15 protein-coding genes are annotated in these 17909 nt (G+C 44.8%); 8 read left to right on the top strand and 7 right to left on the bottom strand.

The features are described from left to right. The first annotated feature begins 3 nt into the window (after nucleotides 1-3). From BLS49_RS09210 to BLS49_RS09190, 5 genes are all read left to right on the top strand, one after another. Complete coding sequence (locus BLS49_RS09210) at nucleotides 4-747, top strand: hypothetical protein (RefSeq protein WP_091228745.1); 744 nt, start codon at nucleotides 4-6, stop codon at nucleotides 745-747. A gap of 251 nt (nucleotides 748-998) precedes the next feature. Further along, entirely contained in the window at nucleotides 999-2531 is a 1533-nt protein-coding gene (locus BLS49_RS09205) for a glycosyltransferase family 4 protein (protein WP_091228741.1), read from the top strand. A 13-nt stretch (nucleotides 2532-2544) separates the two neighbouring features. Then, complete coding sequence (locus BLS49_RS09200; protein WP_091228738.1) at nucleotides 2545-5073, top strand: glycosyltransferase; 2529 nt, start codon at nucleotides 2545-2547, stop codon at nucleotides 5071-5073. Beyond that, the gene (locus BLS49_RS09195) at nucleotides 5063-5341 is read left to right on the top strand and encodes a hypothetical protein (RefSeq protein ID WP_091228736.1); all 279 of its coding nucleotides are present in this window, start codon (nucleotides 5063-5065) and stop codon (nucleotides 5339-5341) included. Before BLS49_RS09200 ends, BLS49_RS09195 begins: the two co-directional genes overlap by 11 nt. 124 nt (nucleotides 5342-5465) lie before the next feature. After that, the gene (locus tag BLS49_RS09190; RefSeq protein WP_175471354.1) at nucleotides 5466-6413 is read left to right on the top strand and encodes a YhcN/YlaJ family sporulation lipoprotein; all 948 of its coding nucleotides are present in this window, start codon (nucleotides 5466-5468) and stop codon (nucleotides 6411-6413) included. Between the two features lie 462 nt (nucleotides 6414-6875). Here the strand turns inward: BLS49_RS09190 and nagA are convergent, their stop codons facing one another. The 3 genes from nagA to BLS49_RS09175 are packed head-to-tail and all read right to left on the bottom strand — an operon-like array spanning nucleotide 6876 to nucleotide 9663. Further along, entirely contained in the window at nucleotides 6876-8060 is a 1185-nt protein-coding gene (nagA, locus tag BLS49_RS09185) for an N-acetylglucosamine-6-phosphate deacetylase (protein WP_091228729.1), read from the bottom strand. 1 nt (nucleotide 8061) lies between these two features. Next, nucleotides 8062-8790, bottom strand: coding sequence for a glucosamine-6-phosphate deaminase (nagB, locus tag BLS49_RS09180; RefSeq protein ID WP_091228726.1), 729 nt, complete (start codon nucleotides 8788-8790; stop codon nucleotides 8062-8064). 3 nt (nucleotides 8791-8793) lie between these two features. Then, the gene (locus BLS49_RS09175; RefSeq protein WP_091228723.1) at nucleotides 8794-9663 is read right to left on the bottom strand and encodes a MurR/RpiR family transcriptional regulator; all 870 of its coding nucleotides are present in this window, start codon (nucleotides 9661-9663) and stop codon (nucleotides 8794-8796) included. A 191-nt stretch (nucleotides 9664-9854) separates the two neighbouring features. Here BLS49_RS09175 and BLS49_RS09170 point away from each other — a divergent pair, with 191 nt between their 5' ends. Further along, on the top strand, nucleotides 9855-10319 hold the full coding sequence (locus BLS49_RS09170; RefSeq protein WP_091228721.1) for a MarR family winged helix-turn-helix transcriptional regulator: 465 nt from the start codon (nucleotides 9855-9857) through the stop codon (nucleotides 10317-10319). Between the two features lie 55 nt (nucleotides 10320-10374). Here BLS49_RS09170 and BLS49_RS09165 read toward each other — a convergent pair whose 3' ends face one another. Genes BLS49_RS09165 through efeO form a run of 3 tightly spaced genes read right to left on the bottom strand, consistent with a single transcriptional unit; the run spans nucleotide 10375 to nucleotide 14377 of the window. Further along, the gene (locus BLS49_RS09165; protein WP_091228718.1) at nucleotides 10375-12192 is read right to left on the bottom strand and encodes an FTR1 family protein; all 1818 of its coding nucleotides are present in this window, start codon (nucleotides 12190-12192) and stop codon (nucleotides 10375-10377) included. A 21-nt stretch (nucleotides 12193-12213) separates the two neighbouring features. Beyond that, nucleotides 12214-13482, bottom strand: a complete 1269-nt coding sequence (gene efeB / locus BLS49_RS09160; RefSeq protein ID WP_091228715.1) for an iron uptake transporter deferrochelatase/peroxidase subunit — start codon at nucleotides 13480-13482, stop codon at nucleotides 12214-12216. A gap of 4 nt (nucleotides 13483-13486) precedes the next feature. Then, nucleotides 13487-14377, bottom strand: coding sequence for an iron uptake system protein EfeO (efeO, locus tag BLS49_RS09155; RefSeq protein WP_091228712.1), 891 nt, complete (start codon nucleotides 14375-14377; stop codon nucleotides 13487-13489). Nucleotides 14378-14615: 238 nt separating this feature from the next. Here efeO and glpK point away from each other — a divergent pair, with 238 nt between their 5' ends. After that, on the top strand, nucleotides 14616-16118 hold the full coding sequence (gene glpK / locus BLS49_RS09150) for a glycerol kinase GlpK (RefSeq protein ID WP_091228711.1): 1503 nt from the start codon (nucleotides 14616-14618) through the stop codon (nucleotides 16116-16118). 126 nt (nucleotides 16119-16244) lie between these two features. Next, entirely contained in the window at nucleotides 16245-16469 is a 225-nt protein-coding gene (locus BLS49_RS09145) for a helix-turn-helix domain-containing protein (RefSeq protein ID WP_009225122.1), read from the top strand. 179 nt (nucleotides 16470-16648) lie between these two features. Here the strand turns inward: BLS49_RS09145 and BLS49_RS09140 are convergent, their stop codons facing one another. After that, complete coding sequence (locus BLS49_RS09140; protein WP_091228708.1) at nucleotides 16649-17884, bottom strand: MFS transporter; 1236 nt, start codon at nucleotides 17882-17884, stop codon at nucleotides 16649-16651. Nucleotides 17885-17909: the final 25 nt, after the last annotated feature.

Raw genomic sequence — 17909 nt, 5'->3', positions numbered from 1 at the left:
GTAATGAAGAAGGTCGGGTGGTTTGCAAGACCGGAGCTGCCGCTACCGGGACCATGTGAAAAACCGGAACCGGGATCATCAAAACCGAAAAGAAGCACAAGATCATCAAGAAATTCAAAGCCAGTCAAGAAACGTTATAAGGTTGTCAAAAGAAAGAGAAAGCACAATCAGGTCAGAATAGCCCCTAGTTCAAAACTGAAATCCAGAAGACGCAGAACAAAACAAATCAAATATAAATATATGAGGAGAAAGCTATATTACAAGCATCCAACTCAGCGCCCCAACAATCCAGTACAGGAATTGCCTATTGCAGCTCCAGCACCGGTACATCCTAATCCAGGCGACTTGATGTCAAACCTTTTAGCGCCTGATATTCGCCATACTCCTCAGCCTCTTTCACCGGATGAAATATGTGTCCCAGACCACCCGGGTCATCATTTTCATGGTGGTGCGCCAATAGCAGTAGTGCCAGAATCAGTACAGGATCACATCCCGGCAGCTGTCATTCCTACGGAAAATTTATATGAACAGGCTGCCGCAGATTCCAAACTAAGGGACTCCATTATGGGTGCTGAAATTACTCCTGATTCTGCATTTGCTAATTTGCTAGCTCTTGAAGCAGGCTCCGATCATCAACTAAATCCAGATATGAACAGGCTCAATGTAGATGAATCCGTAGGTACTATAGTCAATGCAGACACAATAGCATTACTTGCCCAACAGGTTCGAAATTCTGAAGATGTGTGAACAATAATAACATAAGCATCTTCGCTGACACCCTGATTCACTGAAAAAGCGAGCTTCGAGGCTAGCTGGCCCTGGAGCTTGCTCCTTTTTTATGGATTCTCCATCTGCCCAAACACATTTTTACTATCGAATTAAGACAACAGCATAAAGCATAATGCAACGTTTTGAATATATTGATGATGTATTGAAATAAAAGGGATCGAATAATTGCATGGATTAACTCGCTAGAAGAATGGGGGCGAATCAATGAAATGAAGGTATTACTTGTAACCTATTGGGCATATCCACATACGGGGGGAGTATTCACATACCTTAAGATTCTTCAGTCCCGTCTGGAGGAAATGGGGCATGAGGTGGAAATGCTCGCGCAGCACCCAAGTCTAGCAAAATATTATTTATTGAAAAACGGAATGCATATAGATAAGAAACCCTTCCTTGCCAAGGCTGAAAGAGAAGTGAGGCTAAGATTTGAGAGAGACCAGATCAAACCAACTCCGTGGATGCTGTGGAGAGAGAGCGAGAAATTCGCTTTTGAATTGGTGTGCCGTGAAATTGCGTTTGATCAATACGATGTGATACACACTCAGGATATTATTTCGACATTCGTATGCAGAATGACCAAACCGGATCATGTCCCTCTCATTGCGACTATACATGGATGTCTCGCTACGGAATGGATTGCTAGCAATGAGATTGTGGCTCGTTCGCAGGCAGAGCGTGAATACTTATCGGCCGAAGAATATTATGGTTCGATGTCCGCTGATTTTCTCATTCTCCCTAGTCGTTGGTTATCTCGCAGTCTTCTGAATTTTCAAGTTAATCATCCTCGTTCGTATATTATTCAGTATGGTCTGAACCAGCAGTATTTTGACAAAATCTCATGTGCATCCGATTCCTCCATCAAACAAATCATTATCGCTTGCCCGGCTCGATTGGTAGCTATAAAAGGTCAGAATTACTTATTGAAGGCAATGAGAATGTTAGTTGATGTTCGAAAGGATGTTGTTTGCTGGCTGATCGGAGACGGAGTGATGCGAAATGATCTTGAGCTGCAAACGGAGAAGCTTGGGCTTAAGGAGCATATCATGCTTCTCGGAAATCGTACTGATGTTCCCCAACTTATCTCAAAAACGGATATTGTAGTGCTTCCTTCTCTACAGGATAATCTTCCTTTTTCTATCATTGAGTCTCAGAGTCTTGGTAAACCGGTAATAGCCTCAAGGGTTGGGGGCATTGTAGAGATGATAGAGGACGGAGTAAATGGCCAACTTGTAGAACCGGGAAATGCTCAAGATTTATTTGAAAAATTGTTGTTATTGGTAGAGGATACGGCTCTGCGTGAAGAGCAATCCAGAGAAGCAAGGAAACATGCCTTAACGATATGGAATGATTCGATCATGATAGATCAAACCATTGATGTATATGAGAAATCTATGAAGGACGGAGGTCATTCTCCGTTGTGGGAGCAGGAGTACTCCGCTCGATTAAATCATGACTTCCCAGAGCTCGGTGGAGCTGAAGACGTAGAAGACTCGGTAACAGCTTTGAAGGGAATCGTTACAGATATAGTAGCGATGGCCCCTGTCCAAGATGTTTGGGTACATCTTATAGATATTTCTGGATTCGTTCTTCGCAGCATGAAGAGTGATGAAGACGGCAGCTTTGAATTTCAGGACGTTCAGCCTGGCAACTATGAACTGGGATGGACCCGTGATTTAAAGCGGATGATGACGAAAAAAATTACTGTTACAGCTAACCCGATAACAGTAGATGTGATGGTGTAGAGGAGGATGGGGCTTGAGCAATCAGTTACCGTTTTTTTTATGGAAACGATTAGAGGGCGAGAGGGAGCATGACCGGTTTGGAGACGTAATTTTATCCGGAGACATTAACGGAGATGGATGGCAAGAATGGATTGTTTCTGCCAGCACAGCAACTTATATTGAGGATGAAGATGGAGTAAATCCGATTCCCCATTATTATACAGGCAGAGTCTATGTATATAGTCACGATTTGCAATTGTTATTTACATTGAACGGTCAAAAGCATGGGGATTGCTTCGGAACATCTATAGCTCTGGAAGATTTGAATGGGGATGGTATCCCAGAAATTATTGTGACAGCACCTCGTGCCAGCAGCGGGACCAAGATACAATGTGGTGAGGTTTATGTATATTCGGGACAGAGCGGACAACTGTTATATCAATGGAGCGGTAGGGAAGATTTCGCCTCATTAGGCCGATCTATAAGCATTCTTGACTGGGATGGGGATGGCATTCCAGATATCGCCTTGTCTTCTCATCATTTAGATCCGAATTGGGAGGAACGAGACGGTAGAGTCACCATTTATTCGGGGCGTGACAGGAGTATTCTTGGAGAATTTATGGGTAGCGATCGTGAGGGTCTAGGGGTATCTCTTGTTTCAGGTGATATCAATGGCGATGGTAAAGATGAACTAGTTATGGGTGCTCCGCGGCATTCTAGTCAGGGATTGACACGGAATGGCAGAGTGCTTATTTACAATAGAGAAGGTCTTCTTAATGAATATTCAGGTGAGCGTTCATATGACGAAATAGGCAGAAATTTAGCGCTTGGGGATATGGATGGGGATGGAATTGCTGACTTGATCATTGGTTCTCCTAGAACGGGGGGGAAGTATCCCCGCGGGGGGCAAGTCAGGATCATATCCATCGTACAGAATCGAACCATTTTGAAAAAAAATGGGTGGTTTGGGCAGCAGGAGCTGGGATCGAAAGTGCTGTCGTTTTGTATGGACGGACAACAGCCGTTGGTCTTGGCGGGTTCACATACCGGAGCTGTTTATTTGCTGGACTTAAATGGCGAAGTCGTGCATGAATTCAATGGGGAAGAGGCTGCGATATTCGGCCATGCTTTCTCCTGTATGGATACAACAGTAGGCCCGTGTATCGCGATAGGGGCTGTTTCAGCAGGCAATCGAAAAAAACTGATGTCGGGAAGCGTGTATTTTCTGTCAATGTCTCCTCCCCTTCATTCTCAAAAAGCTTCTCCTCACGATGCTAAAGATCAAAATCAAGTTCATTCGTTAAGTGCTGAACCTGTTGAATCATTTTCCTCTAAAAAACGGATTTTGCTGACGACCTATTGGTATCTTCCCCATGTTGGCGGAGTAGACGTCTATGTTCGTTTACTGAAAGAGGAATTAGTGAGACAAGGCCATCATGTGGATGTGCTCGCTCATCATCCTGATATGGCTCATTATTATTTGGTCGATGGCGAGAAAAAGGTGAATAAGTGGCAGATCAAAAGTGTGGTTTACGAAAAGGTATTTCAATTTTATCAACGATATTTGTCCCATGTAGATCCTTGGGTCCGTTATCGAGAAATCGAGAGATATTGCTTTGAGCTGGCAGCTTGTTTATTTGATCTTGAGCAATATGACATTATCCATACACAGGATATAATTTCTACCCGGGCCTTATCACGGGTGAAGCCAGCATCCACTGCATTAGTCGCCACGATTCACGGACTGCTTGCCAAAGAGCATATGTTCTCTGGTGATATCCAAAATAAGAATAGCTTGGCGTGGAAATATGTTGCTGATGAAGAATATTACGGATGCGTTTCAGCGGATGCTACTATTGTGCCTACGGAATGGTTGGTACGTGAAATGCAGCAATTTGAGGTTCCGTCTAATATATTCGACATTATACCCTACGGGTTATCCATTGATGAGTTTGCATTGAAAACGCATCAGCCGCTTTCTCAACCTCTTCAGATGCCAGAGGAGAATTCATTCATCATCAGCTGTCCTGCAAGATTGGTTCCAGTAAAGGGACATCAGACGCTGATCGGGGCGCTGAGTCGGATACAGGGGAATGCAAATTGGCATTGTTTCCTGCTTGGAGATGGTCCACTGCGTACAGAGATCGAACAATTAATTCAAAATGCAGGGATTAAGGATCGAATTACATTACTTGGAGATCGTAAAGATGTACCCGCAATTTTGCGGGAATCCGACGTCATGGTGCTTCCTTCACTTCAGGATAATTTGCCTTTCTCCATTATGGAGGCACAATTAGCTGGAATACCCATCATTGCATCAAATGCCGGAGGAATTCCTGAAATGATTCAGAATGAATCAACAGGGCTTCTGTTTGATGTTGGAAATGAGGAGCAATTGGCCGAGCAATTGACGAAATTGATGAATGACTCTGCATTACGATCGGTCATAGCTCAACAAGCTGCAGAATGGGCAAAAATCCACTGGTCTTCGAATACTTTATTGGAACGAACGCTTGCGGTTTACGATAAGGCGATGGAGAAGGTGAAAGGGAATGATATTTAGCATTTGTAATCCTGAGAAGCTTCATACAGAAATGTGGAGCATTTTTGAGGAGAAGTTGCCTGGTGGCTATAAATATCCCGATTCAGACTTTCTAATGACTCTTGATCCGACCTTATTAGGAAAGGAATTTATTTTAGAGAAAGCTTCCTTGACGCCATTATATTGGAACAGGGGGGATTTGTTTTGGCCATCTATGCCATCTCATCTTCCTGGGTCGTATTCCATTCCTGACGGGGCAATGATTCGACGACTATTGGAGGCACTGTAGTGAACACTTATATCACGTGCATGTTTATTACACTCGGGTAAGTTTACCTGAATGGCCTACTTTGAATCAGTGCATGATAACTCCTGTTCATCATAAAATTTTAAATTTGATGGGGGATGACTACATGCGTGGAGCCAAAGTAGTTAGCTTATCATTATCTGCCGCATTGCTTGCCGGAACAGTTGGGTTGACAGCTTGTGGAACGACCAGAAACAATGTGAAGACACAGAGCCTTAGACACCCTGATGGCAAATACAACGTAAATTCACTTCCACAGAACCGTATGTTCACCCGAAACACGAATGGTCATCATAACAAAATTAATTCTATGCGGTACAGTGCGGCGTTAAGTAACCGAGTAGCGCAGCTTAAAGAAGTGCAGGCTGCACATGTAGTTGTTACAGATCGTGATGCATATGTAGCGATTACGCGCCATGGCAATGGTGTAACCACTCACGGTACTCATTTGACTACACGTTCCAACGGTTTGGTATCACCAAATCACGGTATCATAGCTAATGGTGTAACCAATAATCGGGGGACGACCAATGTTTCTGGTCCGTATGGGGCTAATTATGGTACACGTGGAATAGCTGACAATGGACTCGCTGGAAGTAGTACAGGGATTTTAGGTCCTGTAGGTGTAGGAAATAACATGGGAACTGGTTATACAACAAGAGGTACAACAACAGACGGAACTCTTCATAGAATGAACACTACAACGGGGACAGGAACGACAGGACGTGTAACGGATCGGGTTCCGCAAAAGTTAAAGGATTCTATTGCTCATACCGTAAAAAAATCCGCTCCACACATTCGTAACGTCTACGTATCAGAAGACGCTGATTTTGTAACGGAGATGGGGAACTACGGAACAAAATCACGTAGTGGAGCACCTCTTCACAATTTGACGGCTGATTTTCAAACCTTGATTAATCGTGTTTTCCCTGGTCGAACAGGTACCATGACAGGTCCAAGCGGCTACGCTCCAACAACTCCGAGTAACGTGAATACAAATGGATATCGTGGTGGAGTTACTACGGATGGCTTTATGGGTGGTGTAACGCGCTAGATAGGATCAATAACAGGGGCACAAAATAGTTCAGCAAAAGAGGCTGTCCCAAAAGTTATCTAAGATAACTTTGAGGGACGCTTCTTGTTTAGCAGTGTAAAGGCAAGATATCAGGAAAAGGATGCAAAAATACAGTTTTTTTAAAGTAGCCATGAAAGGATGAACCATATTCCTGCAAAAATGCAGGAATATGGTTCGGAATAGACTAGTTTGAAGAGAATCCTTAGGGAAAGCCTGCACATTTGCAGCAATTTAGGGCGTTTAGAGGCTTTACATGATCAAAACCTGTATATTTGCAGGAATTTCAGGAATTCCGCATCATGACACGATTACACATGAGATACGGTCATAGAATGCGGCAGGATCAAGCGGTGCAGGGATCATCTTCCTTGCACCGCTATTTCTAGTTTTGACACTTTTTTGGGACAGTCCCTTTTATTAGGAAGCATTTTATTAATAAAATTAATTTTCTATTTGGCGGCCCTTGATCCAAACTTGCTTTAATTCAAGATCTTGATCCACTAATAGCAAGTCAGCCTGTTTATCTGTTTCAATGGAGCCTGTACGATGCCCTATACGAATGAGTTTGGCTGGATTACCGCTGGCTGCTTCAGAAGCCTGTTCAATGGAGAGACCAACTTCCTGAACGAGATAACGGAAGCCACGAATCATCGTAAGTGTACTACCGGCTAACGTTCCTTCACTTTCCTTCAGCGTACATACGTTATCCTTAACAATTACAGGCAGATCCCCAAGCATATATTCACCATTACCTAGTCCGGCAGCGGACATGGCATCCGTGATTAGGATCAAATTATGATTTGTCTTTACACTGGCAAGAAGCTTGATGGCTGCCTGATGAACATGAATGCCGTCTGCAATAATTTCTGCACTGATCGCCGGAGTGCTTAGAACAGCTCCAGCAGTACCAGGCTTACGATGATGCAGCGGAGTCATCGCATTAAACATATGCACGACATGATGCAGACCAACGTCAACCGCAGACATAATCTCGTCATAGGTTGCATCTGTATGCCCTGCGGCAGCAACGATGCCCTTTTTGCGTAAAAAGGCGATTAGTTCATAGGCTCCTTCACGTTCCGGGGCGAAGGTTACTTGCTTAATGAGACCGGGAAAACGTTCCTCCCATTGTTCAACCCATTCTTTATTCGGAGGGACGATATGAGCTGGATTTTGAGCACCCGGCCATTTGGGGCTAATAAAGGGTCCTTCCAAATGAACGCCAACCAGCTGTGTGTAAGGCATGTCTCCACTCATATATTGATGTACTTCTTCAAGTACGTTTTCTATGACAGTTTTAGGCATGGTCATCGTTGTTGCCAGCATTGAAGTTGTTCCTTGACTGCAATGCAGCTTCGTAATTGCATCAAGACCTTTTTGACTAGGCATAGAGAAATCCTCAAGCATACCTCCATGAACATGGATGTCGATGAACCCTGGCATAACATAGTTACCTTCAGCATCGACAATTTCGACAGGTTCAATTCCAGCACGGGTTAGCCCAGATGTTGAACCTACATAGCTGATGATTCCATCCTGAACAGTAACGGCTCCGTCATGAATGATTCCTGTAGGCGTTACTACATTTGCATGAACGATGGTAAAGCTTCTATTGTTTGTTTTCATATTAAACTAATCTCCCTGCTGCTTGATCTAGAAGTACAACAACATTAGGGTGAGTTTGTAAGAACGAAGCTGGGCATTGGGTTGTAATCGGGCCTTTCAGAGCTTGTGCTACGATCTCCGCTTTATCTGCTCCTTTTGCCATAAGTAAAATTTGTTTGGCATGCAGGATCGAACCGATTCCCATTGTAATAGCATGAGTAGGAACTTCGTCGATGGATTTAAAGAAACGGGCATTCGCCTGACGGGTTCGTTCATCCAAGGTTACGATATGAGGGGGACCCTGTAGCTCGTCGCTGGGCTCGTTAAAGCCGATATGTCCATTATGGCCAAGTCCAAGCAGTTGAAGATCGATTTGGCCTGCATTTTCAAGCAACTCACTGTAATCGGCAGCTGCTTTATCGGGATCAACTGCATTTCCTGACGGTACATGTGTGTTTTCCAGTAAAATATCGATATGATTGAATAGCTTATCATTCATAAATTGTCTGTAGCTCTCTGGATGATTGGCTGGCAGACCAATATATTCATCTAAATTGTAGCTGCTCGCTTGCTTGAAGCTGACTACACCCTCAAGATAAAGCTCGATAAGCTTCCCGTACACACCGACCGGAGTACTTCCGGTTGCGAGACCGAGGATAGCCCTTGGTTTAGATTGAAGCAAGCTGGCGATAATACCAGCGCCTGTCTCATTAAATTGCTGCTCGTTGTTGACTTTTATGATGTTAATCATGTCCTATTTACCCTCCCTGTGTTTTCTGTAGATCCGGACATTTTGATACGAGCTTTCAAGCTTAGGAATATAATCATGGAACTCCATACTTACCATTCCCGTAAACAGGATATCGATGACATGAAGCTGAGCGATTCTGGACGCCATATCGCCTCTTCGCATGCCTTCCTCTAAAGAGGAGGAGAATAAAGATACATCAGCTAAAGAAGCAAGCTGACTATTGCCATACTGAGTCAGGGAGATGGTGATTGCTCCACTATCTTTAGCGCAACGAAGCGCGTCAATCGTTTCAGGGGTTTCACCCGAATAAGAAATAGCGAGAGCAACATCTCCTTCACCAAGCGTAGATGCGGCAGTAATTTGCATATGGGAATCGGCAAAAGCAGTGCAATTTTTTCCGATCCGAACCAGCTTTTGATAAAAATCCTGCGCTATGATCGAAGATGTCGCTATGCCATACAGATCAATACGTTTTGCCGCACATAGAACATCCACTGCTTTTTTGAGCTGAGCCATATCTAATAGTCGGGTCGTATCGGTAATAGAGGCAAGATGGTTGGCTTCAATCGCTTGTACAATTTTGCCCAGGTCATTGCCTGCGATTACATCCTGATAATGAGCCTCCGCAGAATGAGGATTGTTCGCCAATTCTCCGGCCAGCTTCATTTTGAAATCGGGAAACCCTTTGAAGTGAAAGGTTTTGCAAAAGCGGGTTATTGTTGATGGACTGATCCCGCACATATTGGCTAACTCGGTAATGCCTAAATGAATGACTGAATTCGGGTCCTGCAAAATATATTCACCAAGGCGACGTTCCTGAGGCGCAAGAGTCTCAAGATGGGTCGAGAGGGCGTGCAAAATTGGAGTAAGAATAGGATCACCTCAGATAGTGAAAATTATTTTCATGTATTATCATTAATATTTGAAAATTATTTTGATTTCATCATAGATGATTCTGCTGTTGATTGCAAGGTATATTTGGTCAGATTCGATAGTTGCCTTGTCTTTTCGATGTTAAAATAATACACTGGAAATGATGGATTACGTTTGAGGAGGAGAATGGCTTGGATATCAAGCTCAGTGACAAATATATAGAGCGTCTCCAACATGCGTATACAAGAACTGTTCGCAAGATGAAAAGTGAGATTATGAATCATCGTGAATTAGGGTTAACAGGACCCCAGTTTCATATGCTAGCTATGATCGCCAAGAACAAGACTTGCAATGTAAGCTTTCTGGCAGAAATGCTTGATGTTAAACCAAGTGCGATAACAGTAATGACCGATCGACTTGTTCAGAGTGGCTATGTACAGCGTCGGCATGACGAAAATGATCGCAGGGCTGTGCTGTTATCTGTAACAGAGCTTGGGGAAGAAGTGTGTACTAAAGCAAGGGATAAGACACGCGAGGTGCTGAGGTCCTATCTTTCAGAATTAACAACTGAGGAATTAGATGTGCTGTTCAATATTATCGAGAAGTTTGCTGAAAAGGAAGGACATCCACATCCACTCCCGCATTCACACCCATAAGTCTTGTGATATAAAAAACCGTCCGGACATATCGATCCGAACGGTTTTTTGCATATTATGCGGCTTTAGCAGCTTTATTATTACGCTCAGCAGTAATCAACTGCCAAATGACAAACACTAGTAAGACTAGCTGAGAGATAAAGGTTTCCGAAGTTGGGTAAGCGCCAATCCAGCTTATAGTCGGCAGCCATGCTTTGCTGTGAGCAGGCAGCAACCCGCCGATTTGCAAGGCATGGATGCTTTCGCCCATGAAACGGATAACCAGATAATAAATCAGCAGGGATGCTACCAGCATGAATGGCCGAATAGGCAGCTTGACACTGAAACGGATAATACAGAAACCAATAATTGATAGAGCAGCTAGCGCACTGGCTATACCAATTATTAGCTGTGAATTTTCAATCGACGGAGCCATTCCGATATAGAACACGGCAGTTTCTGCACCTTCTCGTAAAATAGCAAGGCCAGAGAGAGCAAACAACGACCATAGACTTCCACGTTCCAAAGCACCGCCAACTTGTTTGGCTAAATATTTGCTCCAGGCCTTGCCGCTGGATTTATTATGCAGCCAATGACCAACTGCCAGCATCATCACTACGGCTGCCAGACCGATAAAGCCTTCAATCGTCTCTCGGGTTCCACCAGCTACCGCCTGCGATACTGCGAAAGTAAGCAGAACAGCTATGACGGCGGATAATAACAAGCCTGTACCTGCACCTGCCCATATAAAATTCCGAGCCGTCTTATCTTTAGTGCGGTTTACAAACGCAAGCAATGCAGCGAGCACGAGGATGGCTTCCAGACCTTCACGGAGCAGGATAACTGCTGCATCCCACGCTGAATAAGAAGTGCGCTCCGTCAGAGGTTCAAGGCTGCTGATCATTCCGTCGATTACCTGCGCGGCTTTAATGAAATCAACCGGATCAGAGACCAGATAGCTCTGTGCTTCGGTTATGCTGTTCTCTGTAGCTGTGTATAATGTAGCCGAAGAAATGGAGACTTCCCCTTCAACAGAGGGCCACAGAACAATAAATTGCTGCATGAGCTCCGAAGCCTGATTACCGTTTTGCCCCTCAACCGATTGTTTTACCTGCTGGAGCAGCGCCACAGCATCGGCCAAGGTTTTGTCAGAATTGGTCCCGGGTGCTGATTTTTGGTCGTCCAATTTCCCATCTATATAATTTTGAAGCAGAACGATAAGATCGCTTAATTCCTTGACCGCTTGCTCCGCCTTAGGCGGATCGGTCTGAAGTGCTACACGGATCATCGTCATATGGGTTTCCAAGTTGCTGTAGACGCCAAAATTTCCGTTCCGTATAGGGGATTCTACTTTACTCCAGCCGTTAATGATGTCCTTGTATCGAGCTTGGGCGGTGCTGACATCACCGCTTTCTAGCGGAGTAAGCGTCTGTTTGACCTGTTCCAGCAATTCACGGGCGACTTCCTTGCCATCAGGTGAATCGCTCTTTTCCCCATTATCCTTCACATATTGATTGACCTGCTTTGCGAGAAGTGACAAGGAAGCGCTGGCTTCCTCGGAATTTTGACTGCCTACTGCCTCTTTAGCCGATGCTAATTGCTTTTGAATGGTGGAGCTGAGATCAGGCGAAGCCGATGCATCTATTTTGCTCCATAACACCTCAAACTGCTCCAGCTCAGAAGATGCTTTGTCCCAATTTTGTGCTCCAGCTTCTACTAAGGCCCCACCTACGAGAGGCAGCAACGATTGCAAAGAAGGGTCCTCTTCGGCTTGTACCAATAGAGGTCTAAATGAGAAAACGAATGTGAACAACAGAATACCTATAAGCAGGGAGATCGGGAAATGATACCATTCCTTCCTCCGATTATGTTTTATAGCGGGTGAAACGAACATCGTTTCTACTCCTCCTTCATGTTAGAAAAGTGTCTCCCCAATGTAGCCGCCTTTAGAAACTCCAGGGAAACAAGCGAATATAGCACTACCGACATGAACAATGTATTCGTTCAATTTATCGTTAGCTGCGAGCATTTTCTGCATTGGCACAAACTGTTTCTGAATATCCCTTTGAAAAGAAATGAAGAACAGCCCGGCATCAAGCTGACCTGTCTTGAAGTCCATGCCGCTTGTGTAGGAATAAGCACGGCGTAATATTTTAAGTTTGCCTTCCATATGAGCCAGGCGTGAATGAGAGTCCATAGGAAGAGCGGGCTTTCCTGAAGCATTCTTTGCTTCCAGATCAAGTGGTGCGAATTCATCCGTTGCTCCGAGTGGAGCCCCTGAATCCCGATGACGTCCAAAGGTGCGCTCCTGATCATCAAGTGTTGAACGATCCCATACTTCAATCCGCATTCGGATACGACGAGCTACCATATAGGTTCCGTTATGCATCCAGCCTGCACCGTCAGAGCTTTGTGCCCAGACAACCTCATTCATTAAGGTGCTGTCGTTGACATCAGGGTTGCCTGTTCCATCCTTGAATCCCATAAGATTGCGTGGTGTTCCTTGATGTGGATCGGCTTGTGAAGTGCGTTGAAATCCCTCTTGGGTCCAACGCAAAACTGCTGTTCCGCGTGCGATACGAGCCAGATTACGAATCGCATGAAAGGCGACCTGCATATCGTCAGCGCATACCTGGATAGCCAAATCGCCGTTGCACCATTCCGGAAGGAGAGCATCACCACGAAAGCTCGGTAAGTCTTCAAATGAGGCAGGGCGTTTCCCGGATAGGCCAAATCGACTGTTAAACAGGGATGGTCCAGCTCCAAACGTGATCGTTAAGTTAGAAGAGGACAGGCCTGCAGCTTCTCCAGTATCGGATGGAGGCAAATTCAAGTTATTATTGTCTTCGCCGATTAGTTGCCCACTGCTCATTTCTGCAGCTGATTTAGTCCAGGATTGGAACAATTTGCGAACATCGGATACCGAAGAAGTCGTCAAATCAAATGCCGCGAAGACCATAAAGTTCTGAGTAGGTGTAATAATTCCACTCTGATGCTGGCCGTAAAATTCAACCGCATGGTTTGAGGATGAGGAATTCTTTTTGTTAGAGGAATTTCCAAGTTTACCTTGGGCCGCAAGCATTCCTGTTGTACCGCCACCAAGTAATAAGCCGATGCTACCTGCACCGGCAATTTTTAATATATCGCGTCTACTAACCCGCTTATTAAATATGTTATCCTTCATGAATTTACACTCCCAATAATTTGCCCATTTGGGACAAAGGCTCGGCCAGTGCGTCAAGATTTTGACTCAGCTTGCGAACATCTTCTTCTTTAAGTTTGTCGTAAGTAACATATCCCTCTCCGTCTTTAAATGGAGCTAATTCTTGTTCCAAAGCAACGAAGCGATCGCTGATTTGTTTATCGAGATCAGCATCCTTTTGGGATAATTGTGGTTCAAGCAGTTCATATATTTTTTTAGCGCCTTCCAGGTTGGCTGCAAAGTCATACAGATCGGTGTGGGAATAACGTTCTTCTTCACCGGTTACTTTGGAGGTGGATACTTCATTAAGCAATTCGACGGCTCCCGTCACTAGCAGGGAGGGCTCAATTTCAACAGTTTCTACTAAAGCACGCAAAAGCTTGGCATCACTCAGCAGGCCATCAGCATATTCCTTTTGACCTTCTGTTGTCTTATCTTCCCAAAGTGCTTTTTCGATTCTGTGGAATCCTCTCCAATCCGCTGCCTCAACATCACCATCACGTGCATCGATATTAGGATCAAGATCGCCAAGTGCTTCAGCGATAGGTTCAATGCGTTCATAATGCATACGAGCTGGTGCATAAAGTGATTTAGCAGTTTCGATATCTCCGCTGTTCACCGCGTCTACGAATTTGCCTGTCTCAGTTACGAAAGCATCACATTCTTGGATGACATAGGCACGGTATTGATCAATAGCTTGCTGGAAATCAGCTTCAGCTGTTCCTGCCGCAGCGCTATTGTTGGCAGCAGCCGTATTTGTTGTTGAATTTGCTTCGGTAGGGGTTTCTTTCGAGGTATTTGCCTCATTAGAATTGCAGGCAGTTAACAGCAGAGCTGCGCTTAGAATAGCAGTTGGAACAGCATAATTGAATTTCATTCAGTACACTCCTTATTAATCTAAAATGTAGAATTTAAATTTTGAAATAATATACTTAATAGCATACGTAGAACAGGATGGCCGTTCATTAGTTCGTGATAATGATTATCACTATCGTTTTACATCATAATTCTGATACGTTACCGCGTCAATAAGAAAATTAAGAGAATGGAAGTTGCGAGGATAGTCAATTTATGTTAAGACAGGTTATCATTAGATGAAAGATCGGAGGGTCATCATGGATAGTATTAAGGAAACATATATTTTGGCATTGGATCAGGGAACGACAAGCTCGCGAGCTATTTTATTTAACAAACAAGGGGAAGCTGTACATTCAGCTCAGCGTGAGTTTCCGCAGTATTTTCCAAAGCCGGGCTGGGTTGAGCATAACCCTAATGAGATATGGGGTTCTATACTTGGAGTCATCGCGTCATGTCTGTCCGAATCGGGAGTGAAACCGAAGCAAATAGCCGGAATCGGGATAACGAACCAGAGGGAAACGACGATCGTATGGGAAAAGGAGTCGGGGAATCCGGTACATCCGGCGATTGTGTGGCAATCACGGCAGACTTCGGAAATATGCGAGGAATTAAAATCGTCAGGATATGATGGAATATTCCGAAAAAAGACAGGTTTACTAATCGATCCATATTTTTCAGGTACGAAGGTCAAGTGGATTCTCGATCATGTACCGGGTTCACGGGAACGTGCGGAGAAAGGGGAACTGCTCTTCGGTACGATTGATACATGGCTTATATGGAAGCTGTCGGGAGGAAGACTGCATGTTACAGATTATTCGAACGCCTCGCGCACATTAATGTATAACATTCATGAGCTGTGTTGGGATGATGAGCTGCTGCAGTTATTAGAAGTACCAAAGGTGATGCTGCCAGAAGTTCGTTCTTCTTCCGAGATATACGGAACCACGATACCGTATCATTTTTTCGGGGAAGAGGTGCCGATTGCCGGAGTGGCTGGTGATCAGCAGGCGGCGTTGTTTGGTCAGACCTGCTTTGAGCCTGGGATGGTTAAGTCAACTTACGGTACAGGCTGCTTTATGCTGATGAATACAGGGGAGAAGCCAGTAGAATCACAGCATGGTCTTATTACTTCGATTGCATGGGGAATCAACGGAAAGGTTGAATATGCACTCGAAGGAAGTATTTTTGTAGCTGGTTCGGCGATTCAGTGGCTTCGGGATGGGTTGCGTATGTTTCGTGATGCTAAAGACAGCGAAGCTTATGCATCCAGAGTGGCTTCTACAGAAGGAGTATATGTCGTGCCTGCATTTGTAGGGCTGGGAAGTCCGTATTGGGACAGTGAGGTCAGAGGTGCTGTCTTTGGTCTGACACGAGGCACTAGCAAAGAGCATTTTATTCGCGCAACAATCGAATCTCTGGCGTACCAGACCAAAGACATTTTAGGTGCAATGGAAAGTGACTCCGGATTTGAAGTGAAAAAGATGCGGGTGGATGGCGGCGCTGTATCGAATGAATTCCTAATGAAATTTCAGAGTGATATTCTGAACATTCCGGTAGAAAGACCAGTTATCCGCGAGACGACAGCCTTGGGAGCCGCCTTCCTCGCAGGACTTGCTGTCGGATATTGGAATGATCGCGATGAGCTGTGCAGGACATGGAGTCTGGAACATAGCTTTGAACCGGCAATGAAGACGGAATACAGAGATGCCCTTTATAACGGATGGAAGAAGGCTGTGCATGCGGCTATGGCTTTTAAATAAGATTCTGTTGAGTCGCCCATTTTACTGGATGATCGCACCATTAACCCTGTTTCTTCATAGTATGTGTTGACTGTATCCCTTAACCTTGTTAAACCACAAAACCCGAGCAAGGAGGGGTGACGCATTTTGAAGAGCAGCGATCGTAACAGCAAATTTCTGTTAACTCATCGTGAACGGGAGGTTTTCGAACTCCTCGTGCAGGATAAAACGACGCGCGATATTGCGGGCCAGCTGTTTATCAGCGAGAAAACTGTAAGAAATCATATTTCGAATGTGATGCAGAAGTTGAATGTCAAGGGCCGTGCACAAGCGGTTGTTGAGCTGATTAAGCTTGGGGAGTTAAAAATCTGACGTTTTTTTAATGAGCTTAAAAAAACGGAGACCTTCTTTTTCATCTTGCGCCAGCAGATAGAGAGAGGAGGTTTTTTGTCTTGCTAGATCCTCCTGTAATAACTACAACCTGATTTTCCAGCCAGGATTTTAAGACTTCTACAAGCATCAAAGCTCAATAATATACGGTACTTCAATTGTCAAAGATGAATGTTTACTTCAAGATTTTGCAGATTTCCGTCAAGCGCTTTTAAACTGGAAAGAAACAAAGCTGCGGCAACTGAACTTATGAGCGGCAGTAAGCCCGCGATGAGGATTAATACAGGAACACCATAGAGCTGTGCTATTGCTCCACCTGCTAATGCTCCCACAGGCTGCAGTCCGCCGCCGATTAGAAAGCGAATTGAATTGACACGGCCCTGTAGATGATCGGGAACAAGCTTTCCATGCAATGTAGAGCTCAGTGAGCCGAAGAAGGGACCAGCAGCACCTGCGGCAAATAATACAACCAGCGCAACTGGAAAACTGTGTACTAAACCCAGGATGGAATTAAAGAAGCCCATTGCAGCCAGACTGCAGAGCATCACAATCCGTCGTCGTTTGATTTCTCCAAGTAAAGAAATGATGGCGAGTCCGGTTAATGTACCTAAAGCCGAGGCAGTCGTCAAGGTTCCCAGGGCAGCAGCATTTAGATGCAATACCTCGCGTACAAAAGGGACCATCATCGTCCAGATGGCTATAGAGCTCATATTACTAATTGAAACCATACACATAATGGTCAGCATTGCGGGAAATTGTCTATAAAAAGAGAAGGCTTCAAAAATATCCCGCACATAGGCAGAGATGGAGAAGTCGGCTGATTTTTTAACTTGACCATGTGTTTTAGGGAGATACAGTAATGTGAATATGCTTACTATATAACAAGCTGCATTAATCCCAAGCGCAGGCAGCGCACCGCTGGCAGCAGTTATTGCGCCTGCTATGGCAGGTCCGATTAAGGCGACAGCATTCCTGCAGCCGTCGATGATAGCAAAAGCACGTACCAGCTTCTTACTGTCCGCAATACTTGGAATGAAGGCCATAGCCGTCGGCATAAACAGTGCCGCACAGGAGCCGCTTAATCCGGCAGCGAGGAATAAATGCCATAGTTGTAATTGGCCAGTTAAGCCCGCAGCCAGTGGCAGCACAATAGCAATTAATCGCATGCACGCGAGTCCTGCCATAAGCCGTTCGCGAGGCAAGCGGTCAGCGAGTGGAGAGCCGAGCAGACGAAGAACCAGTTCAGGGACACCGGAACAGAGAGCCAGCGCACCCATCGCTAATTTGGAGCCAGTCAGCTCATATACCAGCCACTCCATGGCCAGTAAGCCAAAAGCATCCCCAAAGCCGCTAAGGGCAATAGTAACCAGTAGCCCATAGTAACTACGTTTTTTCACAGATGATCACCCCTCATCATTTCAC

Source organism: Fontibacillus panacisegetis, from assembly GCF_900102215.1.
GTDB classification, from domain to species: Bacteria; Bacillota; Bacilli; order Paenibacillales; family Paenibacillaceae; genus Fontibacillus; species Fontibacillus panacisegetis.
The sequence above is the reverse complement of the archived record's forward strand: the minus strand, read 5'-3'. Positions and strand labels throughout refer to the sequence as shown.